The sequence below is a fragment of the Pusillimonas sp. SM2304 genome, assembly GCF_031628915.1.
GTDB lineage: Bacteria > Pseudomonadota > Gammaproteobacteria > Burkholderiales > Burkholderiaceae_B > Pusillimonas_C.
In genome coordinates this window covers 891,301-905,907 of sequence record NZ_JAVLUJ010000002.1, presented here as the reverse complement: position 1 = coordinate 905,907, position 14,607 = coordinate 891,301, and the positions used below count along the sequence as shown (strand labels likewise).

Genomic DNA, 14,607 nt, shown 5'->3' with positions numbered 1-14,607 from the left:
CAAGAAGAAGAAGGGTGTCGTTCCTGAACAATCCATTCGTGAAAACGCAAGATTGCATATAAGGCTGCCCACGGCCGTGAAAAGGAAGAGACATGAAAAAAACGCTGCATGCCATTGCTACAAACCCACGTTCCGTATTGCAGAGCCTGGCCGCCGGCCTGGTCACGGCAAGCCTGTTGGGCCCCTCGTCGCCGGCCCTGGCCAACAAGGCGGACGATACGCTGCGCATGGCCTACGACCAGGCGCCCGAAAGCATCGATCCCTACTTCAACAATGTACGTATTGGCGTCATCATTGCCGCCAATGTCTGGGACACCTTGCTGTATCGCGACCCGCTCACGAACGAATACAAAGGCCAGCTTGCAGAAAGCTGGGAACAAGTCGACGACCGTACGCTGGAATTCAAGCTGCGCCAGGGCATTAAGTTCCACAATGGCGAGCCCTTCAATGCGGACGCCGTGGTCTACACGCTGACCTTCGTCTCTGATCCGTCCAACAAGGCCACGACGCAACAGAACGTCAGTTGGATCGACCATGTGGAAAAAGTCGACGACTACACGGTGCGCATCATCAGCAAAACGCCCTTCCCCGCCGCCAAGGAATTCCTGTCGACCACCGTCGCGATCCATCCGGCCAAATATTACAAGGAAGTGGGCCCCCAGGGGATGAGCGCCAAGCCGGTCGGCACCGGCCCTTACAAGGTGAGCGAATACATCCCAGGCAAATCCATCACACTTGAGCGCAACACCGATTACTTCAAGGATTCGCCTAAAAACCAGCCGACCATCGGCAAGGTCGTCATCCGTTTCATTCCCGACCGCCAAACGCAAATGGCCGAAGTCATTTCGGGCGGCGAAGACTTCATCATGCATGTACCCAAGGACCAGGCCGAACAGCTCAAGTCCATGCCCAATCTGGAAGTGAAAAGCGGCAACACCATGCGCATCGTCTTCATGCAGCTCAATATCCGCGACGACACGCCGGCGCCGCAGCTGAAAGACGAGCGCGTCCGCAAGGCCATCGCACATGCCATCGACCGCAAGGCCATCATCAAGAATATCGTGGGCGAAGGGGCCGAATTGCTCGAAACCATTTGCACGCCGTCGCAAACCGGCTGTACCCACGAAGGGGCGCCCACCTACGACTACGACCCCGAATTGTCGAAGAAGCTGCTGGCGGAAGCCGGCTATCCCAATGGCTTCGCAACCAGCATCGTGGCCTATCGCGAACGCAACCAGACCGAGGCCATCATCAGCTATCTTCGGGCGGTAGGTATCGACGCCAAGCTTAATTTCCTTCAATACGCGGCCATGCGCGACATGATCCGCGCCGGCAAGGCATCGCTGACTCACCAGACCTGGGGCTCCAACCTGGTGAATGACGTATCCGCCTCGACGCCGGTGTACTTCGGCGGCGGCGCCGACGACATCACGGGCGATAAGGAAGTCCAGAAGCTGCTGGCGGAAGGCGATGTGACCATCGACGAAGGCAAGCGCGCCGCGGCCTACAAGCAGGCGCTGACGCTGATCGCCGAGCACGCCTACGGCATCCCCCTTTGGTCGCTGCCGGTGTATTACGTGGCCAACAAGGAAGTGGATTTCAAAGCCTATCCCGACGAACTCGTACGGTTCTGGGACATGCGCTGGAAGTAAGCACGCCGCCCCGCTAACAAGGCTCATCCATGCTGGTATACATGCTGAAAAGGCTGGGGCTGTCGGTGCTCGTCGCATTGACGGTGTCCATCATTGCCTACCTGCTGCTGCACCTGTCGGGCGATCCCGCCATCGCGCTTGCCGGCGAAGGCGCACGCCAGTCCGATATCGAAATGATACGCAAGGCCTACGGCCTGGACCGGCCGATCGCGGTGCAGTATGCCGATTGGCTGTGGCATATCGTCAGGGGCGATTTCGGCACCTCGGTGTATTTCAAGACAGCCGTGGGTCCGCTGATTCTTGAAAAGCTCGCCACCACGGTGCAACTGGGCCTGTGGGCATTGGCCTTCTCGCTGATCATTTCCATTCCCCTGGGCGTGCTGGCGGCTATCTACAAGAACTCATGGATAGACCGCCTGTGCCTGGCCATCGCCGTGATGGGCCAGGCGCTGCCCAACTTTTTCTTTGCCCTGTTGCTGATCATGCTGCTGGCCATTACCTGGCGTGTCCTGCCGGTGTCGGGCAGCGGCACATGGCGGCATTTCGTCATGCCGGCCATTGCCCTGGGCTATTACGTCGCGCCCGCCTTCATGCGCCTGATACGCGCAGGCATGATAGAAGTGCTCAGCGCCGACTACATCCGCACGGCGCGGGCAAAGGGCCTGCCGGCATCGCGCGTCGTCTTCAAGCACGCCCTGCGCAATGCCATCGTGCCTGTCGTGGCCCTGGCCGCCGTGCAACTGGGCTATCTGCTGGGCGGGTCCGTCGTCATTGAAACCATTTTCGCCCTGGACGGGCTGGGCTACCTGGCCTATCAAAGCATCACCTTCAAGGATTATCCGGTCATGCAGTCCATCGTCTTGCTGCTTTCCGTCATCTATGTGCTGCTGACCCTGGCAGCCGATTTGGCCAACGCCTGGCTTGATCCTCGCATACGGGTATCGTGAACATGACTAGCTCTCATTCCGTCCCCCCAACAGTCGTCCCTGCGGCAGGCCGTCCATCGTACCGCCGCCTCCCGTTATGGCGCCGCGTGCTGGCCAACCACGCCCTGGCCATCGGCGGCGGCCTGCTCCTGCTGATCGTGCTGATGGCCGTACTGGCCCCGTGGCTTGCGCCGCATGACCCCTACGTTCAGGACCTGGCCTACCGCAACGTGCCCCCCTTCTGGTACGACAAAGGCACATGGCTGCACCCGCTGGGCACCGACCAGTTGGGCCGCGACTATCTGTCCCGGCTCTTGTACGGAGCCCGCATATCGCTCACCATCGGCGCCAGCGTGGCGCTCATTTCGGGCGCCATCGGCACCACCCTGGGGCTGCTGGCCGGCTACTTCGGCGGCAGGACCGATATGGCTGTCTCGTTCCTGGTCACGACCCGCCTGGCCATGCCGGTCATCCTGGTGGCGCTGGCCACGGTGGCCATCGTGGGCGGCTCCCTGAGCGTCGTGATCTGGGTCCTGGGCCTGCTGAAATGGGATCGCTTTGCCGTGGTCATGCGGGGGGCGACCCAGCAAGTGCGGACGCAGGAATATGTGGCGGCGGCGCAGGCGGCGGGCGCGTCCACGCTGCGCATCATCCTTACCGAAGTCCTGCCCAACGTCATTCCGCATCTGATCGTGATCGCCACGCTCGAGGCCGCCAGCGCCATCCTGCTTGAAGCGGCGCTGTCCTTCCTGGGGCTGGGGGTACAGCCGCCGCTGCCTTCATGGGGGCTGATGATTTCCGAAGCCAAGGCTTATATGTTCTTTTCTTTCTGGCTGATCGCCATCCCCGGCACCGCGCTGGCCTTGCTGATCTTTGCCATCAATCTGGCCGGCGACGGGCTGCATCACTTTCTCACCCCCGAGGAGCGCGCCTGATCATGGATGATAAAGACACCGTCCTGAGCATCCAGGGGCTGCGCGTGGATTTTCACGGCGCCGCCGGCATTCTGCACGCAGTGCGAGGGGTCTCGTTCGACGTGAAGCGCGGCCAGACCCTGTGCCTGGTGGGCGAATCGGGTTGCGGCAAATCGATGACCTCGCTGGCATTGATGGGCTTGCTGCCCAAGCAGGCGCAGCGCCATGTGGAACGCTACACCTTCCAGGGCACGGACATGCGCGCCGCCGGCAAGGGCCAGATCAACGCACTGCGCGGCAACAAGATGGCCATGATCTTCCAGGAGCCCATGACGGCGCTCAATCCCGCCTACACCATCGGCGACCAACTGATGGAGCACTACATACTGCACCGCAAGGCGTCGCCGGCGCAGGCGCGCGAACGGGCCGTCGAGCTGCTCGAGAAAGTCGGCATCGCGTCGGCGGGCCGGCGGCTGAACCAATACCCCCATCAACTGTCGGGCGGGCTTCGCCAGCGCGTGATGATCGCCATGGCATTGATGTGCGGCCCCGAACTGCTGATCGCCGACGAGCCCAGCACAGCGCTGGACGTCACCATACAGGCACAGATTCTTCGGCTGCTGGCCGACCTCCAGGCGGAACTGGGCATTGCCATGATCCTGATCACTCACGACCTGGGCATTGTGGCGCGCATCGCAGACCGGGTCGCCATCATGTATGCCGGAGAAATCGTCGAAGAAGGCGATGCGGTCCAGCTGTTCAAGGAGCCGCACCATCCCTATACGCAAGGCCTTATGCGCTGCATCCCCATTCCCGGAAGAACAGCGCCGGGCGGCAAGCTGGGCACCATTCCCGGCGTTGTGCCGTCTCTTGTCGGACCCCTGCAGGGTTGCGCTTTCCGCGAGCGCTGCAGCTACGCGCAAACCGCCTGCGCCGAGGCCATTCCGCTGCGCGGCCACAGCGGCGGGCAACGCTGGCGCTGCATACATGAAACACTCGAGGTGACGGCATGAACCCCATCCTCGGCGCACAGGGACTCAAGCGGGAGTTCTCGATCGACGGCGGCATGTTCAAACCGCGCCAGACCCTGCATGCGGTCAACGGCGTCGACCTTTCCGTACAGCGCGGCGAGGTGCTGGGCATTGTCGGTGAGTCGGGCTGCGGCAAGTCGACGCTGGCCCGCATGCTGCTGGGCCTGACCCCGCCCACCCAAGGCACCGTTACGCTCGACGGACAAGACATCCGCAACATGACACGGCGCGCCATCGCACGCCGTGTGCAGCCCGTGTTCCAGGATCCTTATTCATCGCTGAACCCGCGCCGGACCGTGGCGGACATCGTTGCTTTCCCGTTAGAAGTCCACGGCATAGGCACACGTGATCAGCGCCGCAAACAGGTGGCGGAGATGCTCGAATGCGTAGGACTGAGCCCTCGCCATGCCGGCAGCACGCCGGGGCAGTTGTCGGGCGGCCAGCGCCAGCGGGTGGCCATTGCGCGCGCCCTGGTCATGCACCCGGACATCGTCGTCTGCGACGAACCGACCTCGGCGCTGGATGTGTCCGTACAGGCGCAGATCCTGAACCTGCTGCTGGACCTGCGCGTGCAATTCGATCTGACTTACGTATTCATCAGCCATAATCTGGCCGTCGTGGAACACATTGCGAGCCATGTGGCCGTTATGTATTTGGGCCGTGTCGTCGAATACAACCGTACCCGCGAGCTTTTCCACCAGCCTCGGCATCCCTATACGCAAGCCCTGCTGGCCTCGGTCCTGACGCCCGATACCCGCCTGGGCATCCCCGACATCGGGCTAGGCCTGTCATTTCCCGACCCCATCCATCCGCCGCCTGGCTGTACATTCCATCCGCGCTGCGGCCAGCGCCTGGCCTGCTGCGACCAGGAAGTACCCCTTGCCACGCAAGAAGGCGAGGCGCAAGTCGCCTGCCATCTGTATCCGCAAACCATCGAACAAGGACATGCATCGTGACACGAGAACAGGCATTATCCCGGGCCGCCGCCAGTTTCGACTCAGGCGAATTCAAAGCGACGCTGGCCCGCCGGGTCGCCATCCCGACCGAAAGCCAGAACCCCGAACGCAAGCAGGATCTGGTCGATTATCTTGACGCCGAAATGCGCCCCGCATTCGAATCCATGGGGTTCACCTGCCAGACCCTGACGCATCCGCTGGCCAAGGCGCCCTTCCTGTATGCGGAACGGCTCGAAGATCCCGGCGTGCCGACCACGCTGGGCTACGGCCATGGCGACGTCATCCGCGGCTTGGACGCGGAATGGAAGCCCGGCGTCGGCCCCTGGACCTTGGCCGAGTCGAAAGGCATGTGGTATGGCCGCGGCATCGCCGACAACAAGGGACAGCACACCGTCAACATGGAAGCCTTGCGCATGGTGCTGGAGACGCGCGGCCGCTTGGGCTTCAACGCCAAATATCTGATCGAGATGGGCGAAGAAACCGGGTCGCCGGGCCTGAGGGAAGTCTGCGCCCAGCATCGCGACATGCTGCAGGCGGACATGCTGCTGGCATCGGACGGCCCGCGGCTCAACGCGCAACGCCCCACCGTGTTCCTGGGCTCGCGGGGCAGCATCAATGTGGACCTGGTCATCGATGCGCGCGAGGGCGGCCACCATTCCGGCAACTGGGGCGGACTGATTTCCAACCCCGGCATACAGCTGGCCCACGCCATCGCCAGCATCGTCTCGCCCACGGGCCAGATCCGCATCCCCGAGTGGGTGCCGCCCACCCTGCCCGACTCGGTGCGCCACGCCTTGGCAGACTGCGAAGTCGACGGCGGCGCCAACGGCCCGGTCGTCGAACCGGACTGGGGCGAACCTGGCCTGACGCCCGCCGAGCGCGTATTCGGCTGGTGTTCATTCGAAGTGCTGGCCTACAAGACAGGCAATCCGGCCACGCCCGTCAATGCGATTCCACCGCGCGCCTGGGCGCGCTGCCAGTTGCGTTTCGTCGTGGGCATAGACCCGGAGCAGATCATCCCGGCCCTGCGCCGCCACCTGGATCGGCAAGGCTTTCCCATGGTGCGCATCGAATCCACGGGCGAAACCTTGTTTCAGGCGACGCGCATCGACCCCGACGATCCCTGGGTGCAGTGGACGGTGGCCTCCCTGGCGCAGACCACAGGTAAAAAGCCGGCTATTTTGCCCAACCTGGGCGGTTCGCTGCCCAACGACATCTTCACCGACGTCCTGGGGCTGCGCACGGTCTGGGTGCCGCACTCTTACCCCGGCTGCTCCCAGCATGCGCCGAACGAGCACCTGCCCCCGGCCGTGCTGCGCGAAGGGCTGCTGGGCATGACCGGCATCTACTGGGATCTGGGCGAAGGCGGCGCGGCCTTGAAGAAACGCATGGCCATGTCATAAGGCCGCCGCCTGCTTGTCGCGCGGCAAGAACACCAGCACAAGCAAGGTGCAGACGCCTGCAGCGCCGAAGGCATAGTCGTAGCGGCCGCTGAATGCGACAAAGGCGGCAAACGACGTCGGCACCACCATATTGACCACGCTGATTAGTATGCTGGACCCCGCGGCCGTTTCAGGAATCAGGTCGGCGGGCGACCGGCGCGCGACTTCGGCAATTTGCACACCATTCCAGCTTGCCGCCGAGCATCCGGCCACAAACGCTAACATCACAATGCACCATAAAGGCCATGCGGTGCTGCTTATGCCCAGCAGCACCGTTGTCACGGCCGAGACGACCGCCGCCATGGTCAGCGTTGCGGTGGCGGAGTGCAATCGGTCGGCAAGCCACCCGAGCGCAATGCGGCCCAGTACGCCGCCAAGCTGCATCACCGCAAAGACGGCGCCCGCCTTGCCAAGCGAGAACTCCAGCTTGTCAACCAGGAAGACAACGGTGAACGTAAACCAGCAGCTTTGGGAAATCGCGAACAGGCTGCCCACGATGGAGATGTTCAACAGGCCTCGGTTCAGCGTCAAGGATTGCAGGGGAACACGCAGCGTATGCAGCGATTGCAGGCCGGGCATGCCGAAATGCCAGCCTGCGCGCGTATTCGCTTTATCCAGTTGTGTGCTGATGCGCCATGTCAGCATGGACGGCAGGACGATCAGCAATGCGCAGGCGAATAAAGCGACGCGCCAGCCCGCCGCCAGCACCACCACCGGGATCGCCAGCCCCGCGATCACGCCCCCCAGCGGCACGCCCGCCTGCTTGATCGAAAAGATCAGATTGCGTTTGTCTGGCGGAGAGTACCTTTGCAGCACCTCGCTGCCCGCCGGATTTGCAGCCCCGTTGCTCAGCCCCATGACGAAGCAGGCCGCCAGGGCAAGGCCTATGCTCGACTGCAGGAAGAGCGCCATGCTGGCCGCGCCCAGCAGCAGGCTCAGTTGCAGGATGCGCATCCCGCCCACTTGCTTGATCAGCGCGGAGCCTGCCACAAGAATGGCCAGCCCGCCCAGTGAATTGGCGGCGCTCAGATAGCCGATGGAACTTCCGCTCCATCCGAATTCGCCGGACACGGCCGGGGCGATGATGGGGATGAACCGTGCCAGGAATGACGAAGTGGTCTGCAGAATGAAGATGGCCGCTACAGGCACAAGCCAGCCAGGCACCGCCTTTGTCATCCAGGGTCTCTTGGTTTTTACAGGTTATTGGGAAAGGACTTTACAGCGCTACTCTACCCTAAAAAAAAGCGCTGCCTGGTTCCAGCGGCTTTCTCCCAATATAATTGCGACTAATTCGCATTTTTATTTTTGCATCAAACTTACGCTGCCTGTCTTGGCGCTGCACTGACTCCAGGAGTACTACGTGTTGCGATTTTTCCCTTTCATGATGTCGGTTTTACTCTGCCTGTACAGCCTGCCCGGCGCTGCCCAGGCCCAGGACGCATCGCCCGCGCATGGAAGAAGCAGCCAGCTTGTGGGGGAAACCATCGCAGACCGCCCTTCGGCCCTATACCGGTTTGAACAGCACAAGATGACGTCGCTCGATGGAAAAAGGCGCTATCGCATCGACATGTCCATTCCCCGGGCTCCGGCCCCGAAGGCCGGCTACCCCGTCCTTTACCTGCTGGATGGCAATGCGGCGATGGCCACGCTTACCGACCACGACCTTGCATCGATCTCCGCCGCCAACCCGCCCGTGCTGGTGGCCATCGGCTACGATGTTCCCACCCGCAACGACGCCGTCTCCAGATCGTACGACTACACGCCTCCCGTCCATCAGGACGGAAAACCCATTGCCGAGCCCATTGTTCGCGGACGCGTGGGCGGCGGCGCCGATATCTTCCTGCAGTTCATCACCTCGCACATCAAGCCGCTGGTGCGCACGCGCGCAAGCATAGACCCCGCCAAAGAATATCTGTGGGGCCACTCTTATGGCGGCTTGTTCACCCTGCACACCCTTTTCACGCAGCCCGATGCATTTGCCCGATACATCACGGGCGACCCTTCTGCCTGGTGGTACGACGGCGCGCTGGTACAAACGTGGCATGCCTTCAACAAAGAACGCGCAGCCGGTAAACGCATCGCCATCCTGGTCGGCACCAAGCCTCGCCAGCCTGCTCAAAAGAACGGGCCGCCGCCCGATTACCGCGCGGCCGTCAAGGATATGGCCGAAGGCCTGCGCCAAGGCGGAGCCGATGCCAGCTACGAAGCATTTCCGCAATACGGACACGGCGACATGATACGTGTCTCGCTCGAACGCGCCCTGCAAATCGCCACCGAGCCTTGAAACACGCCTACTCGATAGCCAAGGACTCAATGCCGGTAGGCGTGCAGATCGTCGGGCAGCCCCAACAAGATGCGCGGGTGACAGCCATTGGCCGATGGCTGGCGCAAGACAGCCTGGAGCATGGACAGACGGCGGTCAAGAATCAAAGGGACTGGATATGCGCGGCCATGCGGTTGCGCATCGCCGTATCCGGCAAATCGCCGAAGGCGGCGCCCATGTTGTCCACCACATTCTTGGGGCGGCTGGTGGCGGGTGTGGCGCAGGTGACGGCCGGGTGGGAAATCACGAACTTCAGGAAAAACTGCCCCCAGGACTGTATGCCCAGCTCGGCCGCCCAGGCGGGTACGTCATGCCCCCTCACCAGATCCCATAGCCGCGTACGGCCAAATGGCGCGTATACCAGCACCGCAATGCCCCGGTCCGCCGCCAGCGGCAATATGCGCTCCTCCATGACACGGTTATCGATTGCATAATCCACGCCGATAAAATCAAGGCGCTCTTTGCGCATCACCGCTTCCAGTTGCTCGTACTGGCGCGGGAATGTCGTGGTCACACCCATATAGCGGATTCGCTTTTCGTCACGCAGGGACTTCAACAAGGGCAATTGCACAGGCAGATCGCCCAGATTGTGCACCTGGATCAGGTCGATCACCGGTTTGCCGATGGCCTTGAAGGAGGCCTCGATCTGGGCCCTGGCCTGCTCGACATCCGCCTTGCCCCCGCCAAACCCGGCGACGTTGAGCTTGGTTGCCCAGAACACCTTGTCGACGATGTTGAGCTCGTTGACGATGCGCCCCGCCACCGCTTCCGATGCGCCATAACTGGGTGCGGTGTCAAAGACCGACCCGCCCTGGTCGACAAAAGCACGAAATACCTGTTTCAATGCTTCGACGTCCTGGCCGCTGGCCGTGCTGGAAAATGTCGCGGAGCTGCCCAAACCCACCACGGGAAGCGCTTGGCCGGACGAAGGAATGGGGCGCGTCATCAGCGCAGCGGATTTTTCATTCGCCCACAGCCGGCCCGGCGCAAGCATGGAACCTGCGCCGACCGCCATACATAGTGCCAGATAGTCACGACGGGAGATCATGTCGAAAGTCCTTTATTCGGATGCGGATTCAGCTACGCGGTCAGGCTCGCCGCGACCTGCTACGCTTGTACAAAATCAAGTCGCCACAGAAAGAATGCGTATGCCCAGATTGAACAAGCTTACATCCATAATCGGTGCCGTCACAATAGCGCTGCTCCCTTTCAGCGTCGCCGCCCACCCGCATGCCTGGATAGACGTGCGAAGCACCCTCATTATGTCGCCCGACGGGATGATTTCCGCCATTGAGGAAGAGTGGCTGTTCGACGATCTTTATTCTTTGGCCGTCATCGATGAAACCTCGGACGACAGTACCCCCAAGGCGGAAGCCGTCAGCAACTTTGCCGCTAAGGTCATTGAAAACCTTGGCCCCTATGGCTATTTCATGCGCATCACCGCGGATGACCGCCCTGTCGCCATCAGCACCGTCACACAATTCAAAAGCGAAATGCAAGGGCCGCAATTGCTGCTTTCCTTCACCGCGCCGCTGGCCGAACCGGTGGATCCGGCACGCCACGCCGTCAAGTTCTCTGTTTACGACCCCAGCTATTTCATTCAAATGACACACCGCCCCGAAGCACCGCCGACCATCAGGAGCGAAGCACAACATCGCTGCCGCGCCCTCGTCGAGCAGCCCAACCCCTCCGCCCAGGACATCGCCCGCGCCTTCGCGCTGGACCGCGGCGCGGCCCCGCAGGAAGGCCTGGGCGACCTGTTTGCCGAGAAGGTGCGCATCCAATGCGGCTGACCGTTTCAAGCCGTTCCCGCAAGCTCGCGGCATGCGCCCTGGCGGGCGTCCTGGCGTTTTTGGCGGCAGCCTACGTCATGAACCGCTATGCGGTATGGAGCACAGTGCTGGCCTGGCTCATGACCACGCAGGCCGAACTGCATCGGCAACTCGCCGCCGCCATACGCGTGGTGGCGCAAGAAGGACTGGCTGCAACATGGCCGCTGATTGGCATCAGCCTGCTCTATGGCGTATTCCATGCGGCCGGCCCTGGGCATGGCAAGGCGGTCATTGCCACCTACCTGGGCACAAGCCGGACACGCCTGCGCCGCGGCCTGGTCTTGTCGATAGGGTCGGCCATCGCCCAGGGCGTCGTCGCGATCGTGCTGGTCGAAGTCCTTGCCAGCCTGCTGAGCTATTCCCTGCGCCGCACCCAGGGTGCGGCGGCTCAATTGGAAAACATCAGTTTTGCACTGATCGCGATGCTGGGCGCGGTATGGCTCCTGCGCAGCGCGAGGATGCTGTATAAGCGGTGGCGCCAGCCGGAGCGCAGCGCTGGCACGCTGTTTTCCGGCGGCGGAAAAATGCAGGCATACTGTGCCGACTGCGGAGGCCTGCACCGCTTGGCCGGGGCTCATATCGATCAGCCCCTGACATGGCGCGCGAGCGTGCCCATTGTCCTGGCGATCGGATTAAGGCCATGCACCGGGGCAATCCTGGTGCTGCTGGTCGCCTACTCGCTGGGACTGCGCTGGGTCGGCATGGCCGCCGTGCTGGCCATGTCTCTTGGCACCGCGGCCACCGTCAGCCTGCTGGCGACAGCCGCCGTTTCATTGCGGCAGGGCGCCCTGCGCTTTTTTCAACGCGGCGCAAAACCCAGGCTTCAGACAGGCGTCGTGTTTGACGTCCTTGGCGTCATCGGCGGAACGACTATTTTCCTGCTCGGCATCGGCCTGCTCCAGCAAGGGCTGAAGCTAGCCAGCCATCCTCTTTTCTGAGTGTGGCGGGGCAACAGCTTTACACGGTCGATATAGCGGCGATCCCGATGATCAAACGAGGTGCTCATTAAGATCTCCCGGCAAGGTTATCTGGTAAGTCGGGTGCAAATGTCCACTAGGTCATCACGATCTGACTCAGTCATCACTCGGCTATCTTTCGTTTATTGCGTTTTTCGTTTATTTCGAATATACTAAATCCTGAGACTGCTACATAGCATAGGAATTAGCCATGACCACCATCACACAAGCCAAGATGGCGCTGCCCGCCGAACGGGAAGTTCAGGCAGCGGTGCAGGGGCAACGCGCCTTGGCGGCCTACCTGGCAACGCGCTTCGAAACGCAACACATCCAGATCTTCGATGACCGAAACCAAGCTCACCATGTGGAGTTGCCCACCTCCGCGCTGCGTTTGCTCGTCGATATCTTGGCAGAGTTAGCCGACGGCAATGCCGTGAAAGTCGTGCCCGTCCATGCGGAACTGACGACCCAGGAAGCCGCAGACATGCTCAACGTCTCCCGCCCTCATCTGGTCAAGTTACTGGAGGATGGTGTGCTGCCGTTCCACCGAACGGGAAAACACCGCCGAGTGCGGTTCGCAGACCTGATGCAATACAAGGATGCACGCGACCACGCTAGCGAAGAAGCCATGGCGGAACTCGCACGTCAGGCACAGGAATCAGGCATGGGGTACGAGTGAGGCACTCCCCCTTCACCGCCATCTTCGATGCTTGCGTTCTCTATCCCGCACCGCTGCGCGACTTTCTGATGTGGCTGGGGCTATCGGGACGGTTCCGTGCCCGCTGGAGTCGCGATATTCATGAAGAATGGAAACGCAATCTACTGCTCAATAGGCTCGATCTTACACGTGCGCAAGTGGATCGCACTTCCGACCTGATGGATCGTGCAATCCCCGATGGCTTGGTGGATGGATATGAAGATCTCATTGCAGGTCTGACACTGCCCGATCCCGACGACCGTCATGTTCTGGCTGCGGCCATCCGCTGCGGTGCTAGCGTGATCGTGACCTTCAACCAGCGGGACTTTCCCGCAGGCATACTTGCCTCCTATGGAATAGAGTCTCAGCATCCCGACGAGTTTGTTGAGAATCTCTTCGACCTTGATGCTGCAGCGGTAGTGGCCGCTGCGCAACGTCAACGTGCTCAGCTCAAGACTCCACCTATCGACGTTGATCACTATCTGGAAATTTTGTTTCGGCAGGGATTGGTTCAGGCAGCCAAAGCCTTGGCCACTTACCGCTCCATCCTCTAACGGTGCAGCCCGGCATGACTAATCCCATTTCGCTGACTTTTCTTCGCTGAGCCAGCTTGATACAGCCTGAAGGCTAAGAGCCCATGAGAATCCGCTATACGGTTCCATTCAAGCGCAAGATCATCATCGATGACCATTGGGAAATCCCCGTACAGGGCGGGAAGCTCCGAATCATCGACGAGACCGGTTACGCCAAAGCCCTTGAACTCACGTTTGAGAAACAACCTCTCGAATATGCACCGCAGCTCCAGCGACCTAACAAAGGCGAGGTCGCGGCGACGATAACCGGACGCGATCACCGCATGATATTTGTGAAGCGCCAACTTGACGACGCTGCCACATTTCTCGAGTGTCTCTATGACATTGAGCTCATCACAGACGAGATCGATGCCAAATATGAAGGTGAAACACCTGAGGAAGAAGCCCGAATCACGATAAAGAGCTTTTCGATGGGCCGACATAATCCCGCGTTGCCACTCCCTTTCGATATGTTCACGCGGGCCATCATGGCCGCCGAAAAATGCGACGGCCCAAGGTTTGAAGCGACCCTTGTAGGAAGCGCTCGGAAGGCTCTTGAGACACAGGAATTCATTAACTCCTTTCGCTACTCATTTCTGTTGATTGAATCTCTCTACGGCAACGGCCAATTCAGAAAAGAGGGCTTGCAAGCAGCGTTAAAAACGAGCCATGAATTCCGAGATATCGTTGAATTTGCCATCAAAGACATGATCCCAGCAAAAGATGATCACAGTTCAGATACAGCTAAATTGCTTGCCACAAAGCCAACGGCAGACGACGTGATTAATCATCTAGTTGAGAAACGAGGCTTCTACTTTCACGGGAACATCAAACGGAAGGACGCTTGGAAGCCCCACGAGCAAGGTACGGCTGACTCGCTAGCCCTTCTCGCATTAAGCATCGCCACAAAAATTTCCATGAAGGCAGCAGAGCCAATATTCGCTCCGGAATTGAAGAAACGCCACTTTGAAGACGCAATGCGCACGGGAGCCAAAATCGTGTTCGAGATAAAATTCAAATTCCGAGAACCAGAGGAAGTGCTCGACCGAGAGCATGAGATCAACATCAATATGCCTGGAACAAAGGTAACACCTCGATCTGCATTCGCGGTTGCTCAGCATTTTCTCCATGTATTCCAACACAATCAGCCCGTATCAGCTCTACGCGAGGCGGAATGTTCTGTTCAGGGAACTGGGGAAAAGGTATTCAACCTTACATTTCATACCATCGGGGATGGTGCCGAAAAGGCCACACCAGAAAAATCTGCTGATGCATCAGGCTGATGAACTGTCGGTCTTCTCGATCC

The 14,607-nt window shown here is 60.6% G+C and carries 14 protein-coding genes; 12 read left to right on the top strand and 2 right to left on the bottom strand.

The window, feature by feature from the left end; genetic code table 11:
* Positions 1-92: 92 nt before the first annotated feature.
* Genes RE432_RS13280 through RE432_RS13255 form a run of 6 tightly spaced genes read left to right on the top strand, consistent with a single transcriptional unit; the run spans position 93 to position 6,882 of the window.
* Positions 93-1,652, top strand: coding sequence for an ABC transporter substrate-binding protein (locus RE432_RS13280; RefSeq protein WP_310933877.1), 1,560 nt, complete (start codon positions 93-95; stop codon positions 1,650-1,652).
* Between the two features lie 29 nt (positions 1,653-1,681).
* Positions 1,682-2,599, top strand: a complete 918-nt coding sequence (locus tag RE432_RS13275) for an ABC transporter permease (RefSeq protein ID WP_310933876.1) — start codon at positions 1,682-1,684, stop codon at positions 2,597-2,599.
* A 2-nt stretch (positions 2,600-2,601) separates the two neighbouring features.
* The gene (locus tag RE432_RS13270; RefSeq protein ID WP_310933875.1) at positions 2,602-3,513 is read left to right on the top strand and encodes an ABC transporter permease; all 912 of its coding nucleotides are present in this window, start codon (positions 2,602-2,604) and stop codon (positions 3,511-3,513) included.
* A 2-nt stretch (positions 3,514-3,515) separates the two neighbouring features.
* Positions 3,516-4,505 (top strand): ABC transporter ATP-binding protein, encoded by a 990-nt coding sequence (locus RE432_RS13265; RefSeq protein ID WP_310933874.1) that lies wholly within the window; start codon positions 3,516-3,518, stop codon positions 4,503-4,505.
* Positions 4,502-5,479 carry an oligopeptide/dipeptide ABC transporter ATP-binding protein gene (locus RE432_RS13260; RefSeq protein WP_310933873.1) on the top strand — a complete coding sequence of 326 codons (978 nt, stop codon included), beginning with the start codon at positions 4,502-4,504 and terminating at the stop codon, positions 5,477-5,479. The genes RE432_RS13265 and RE432_RS13260 overlap by 4 nt, the downstream gene beginning before the upstream one ends.
* Entirely contained in the window at positions 5,476-6,882 is a 1,407-nt protein-coding gene (locus RE432_RS13255) for a M20 family metallopeptidase (RefSeq protein WP_310933872.1), read from the top strand. Before RE432_RS13260 ends, RE432_RS13255 begins: the two co-directional genes overlap by 4 nt.
* Here the strand turns inward: RE432_RS13255 and RE432_RS13250 are convergent.
* Complete coding sequence (locus RE432_RS13250) at positions 6,877-8,097, bottom strand: MFS transporter (RefSeq protein WP_310933871.1); 1,221 nt, start codon at positions 8,095-8,097, stop codon at positions 6,877-6,879. The two genes, RE432_RS13255 and RE432_RS13250, sit on opposite strands and share 6 nt — an antisense overlap.
* 184 nt (positions 8,098-8,281) lie before the next feature.
* Between RE432_RS13250 and RE432_RS13245 the strand changes: the two genes are divergently transcribed.
* Positions 8,282-9,205: an alpha/beta hydrolase-fold protein gene (locus RE432_RS13245; RefSeq protein ID WP_310933870.1), complete on the top strand. Its 924-nt coding sequence runs from the start codon at positions 8,282-8,284 to the stop codon at positions 9,203-9,205.
* Positions 9,206-9,347: 142 nt separating this feature from the next.
* On the opposite strand, the gene RE432_RS13240 is transcribed toward RE432_RS13245, so the two are convergent.
* The gene (locus tag RE432_RS13240; protein ID WP_310933869.1) at positions 9,348-10,292 is read right to left on the bottom strand and encodes an aldo/keto reductase; all 945 of its coding nucleotides are present in this window, start codon (positions 10,290-10,292) and stop codon (positions 9,348-9,350) included.
* Positions 10,293-10,488: 196 nt separating this feature from the next.
* Between RE432_RS13240 and RE432_RS13235 the strand changes: the two genes are divergently transcribed.
* The 5 genes from RE432_RS13235 to RE432_RS13215 all read left to right on the top strand — a co-directional run bounded on the left by RE432_RS13235 (position 10,489) and on the right by RE432_RS13215 (position 14,584).
* Positions 10,489-11,037, top strand: coding sequence for a DUF1007 family protein (locus tag RE432_RS13235; RefSeq protein WP_310933868.1), 549 nt, complete (start codon positions 10,489-10,491; stop codon positions 11,035-11,037).
* A complete protein-coding gene (locus RE432_RS13230) occupies positions 11,028-12,014 on the top strand; it encodes a nickel/cobalt transporter (RefSeq protein ID WP_310933867.1) in 987 nt (328 codons plus the stop codon). Before RE432_RS13235 ends, RE432_RS13230 begins: the two co-directional genes overlap by 10 nt.
* 229 nt (positions 12,015-12,243) lie before the next feature.
* Entirely contained in the window at positions 12,244-12,711 is a 468-nt protein-coding gene (locus RE432_RS13225; protein ID WP_310933866.1) for a helix-turn-helix domain-containing protein, read from the top strand.
* Positions 12,708-13,283: a PIN domain-containing protein gene (locus RE432_RS13220; protein ID WP_310933865.1), complete on the top strand. Its 576-nt coding sequence runs from the start codon at positions 12,708-12,710 to the stop codon at positions 13,281-13,283. The genes RE432_RS13225 and RE432_RS13220 overlap by 4 nt, the downstream gene beginning before the upstream one ends.
* A gap of 83 nt (positions 13,284-13,366) precedes the next feature.
* On the top strand, positions 13,367-14,584 hold the full coding sequence (locus RE432_RS13215; protein WP_310933864.1) for a hypothetical protein: 1,218 nt from the start codon (positions 13,367-13,369) through the stop codon (positions 14,582-14,584).
* Positions 14,585-14,607: the final 23 nt, after the last annotated feature.

Bases quoted from the DNA above. Each gene is read 5' to 3' on its own strand.
- RE432_RS13280 (WP_310933877.1), top strand. From the start codon at position 93: ATGAAAAAAACGCTGCATGCCATTGCTACAAACCCACGTTCCGTATTG.
- RE432_RS13275 (WP_310933876.1), top strand. From the start codon at position 1,682: ATGCTGGTATACATGCTGAAAAGGCTGGGGCTGTCGGTGCTCGTCGCA.
- RE432_RS13270 (WP_310933875.1), top strand. From the start codon at position 2,602: ATGACTAGCTCTCATTCCGTCCCCCCAACAGTCGTCCCTGCGGCAGGC.
- RE432_RS13265 (WP_310933874.1), top strand. From the start codon at position 3,516: ATGGATGATAAAGACACCGTCCTGAGCATCCAGGGGCTGCGCGTGGAT.
- RE432_RS13260 (WP_310933873.1), top strand. From the start codon at position 4,502: ATGAACCCCATCCTCGGCGCACAGGGACTCAAGCGGGAGTTCTCGATC.
- RE432_RS13250 (WP_310933871.1), bottom strand. From the start codon at position 8,097: ATGACAAAGGCGGTGCCTGGCTGGCTTGTGCCTGTAGCGGCCATCTTC.
- RE432_RS13240 (WP_310933869.1), bottom strand. From the start codon at position 10,292: ATGATCTCCCGTCGTGACTATCTGGCACTATGTATGGCGGTCGGCGCA.
- RE432_RS13230 (WP_310933867.1), top strand. From the start codon at position 11,028: ATGCGGCTGACCGTTTCAAGCCGTTCCCGCAAGCTCGCGGCATGCGCC.
- RE432_RS13225 (WP_310933866.1), top strand. From the start codon at position 12,244: ATGACCACCATCACACAAGCCAAGATGGCGCTGCCCGCCGAACGGGAA.
- RE432_RS13215 (WP_310933864.1), top strand. From the start codon at position 13,367: ATGAGAATCCGCTATACGGTTCCATTCAAGCGCAAGATCATCATCGAT.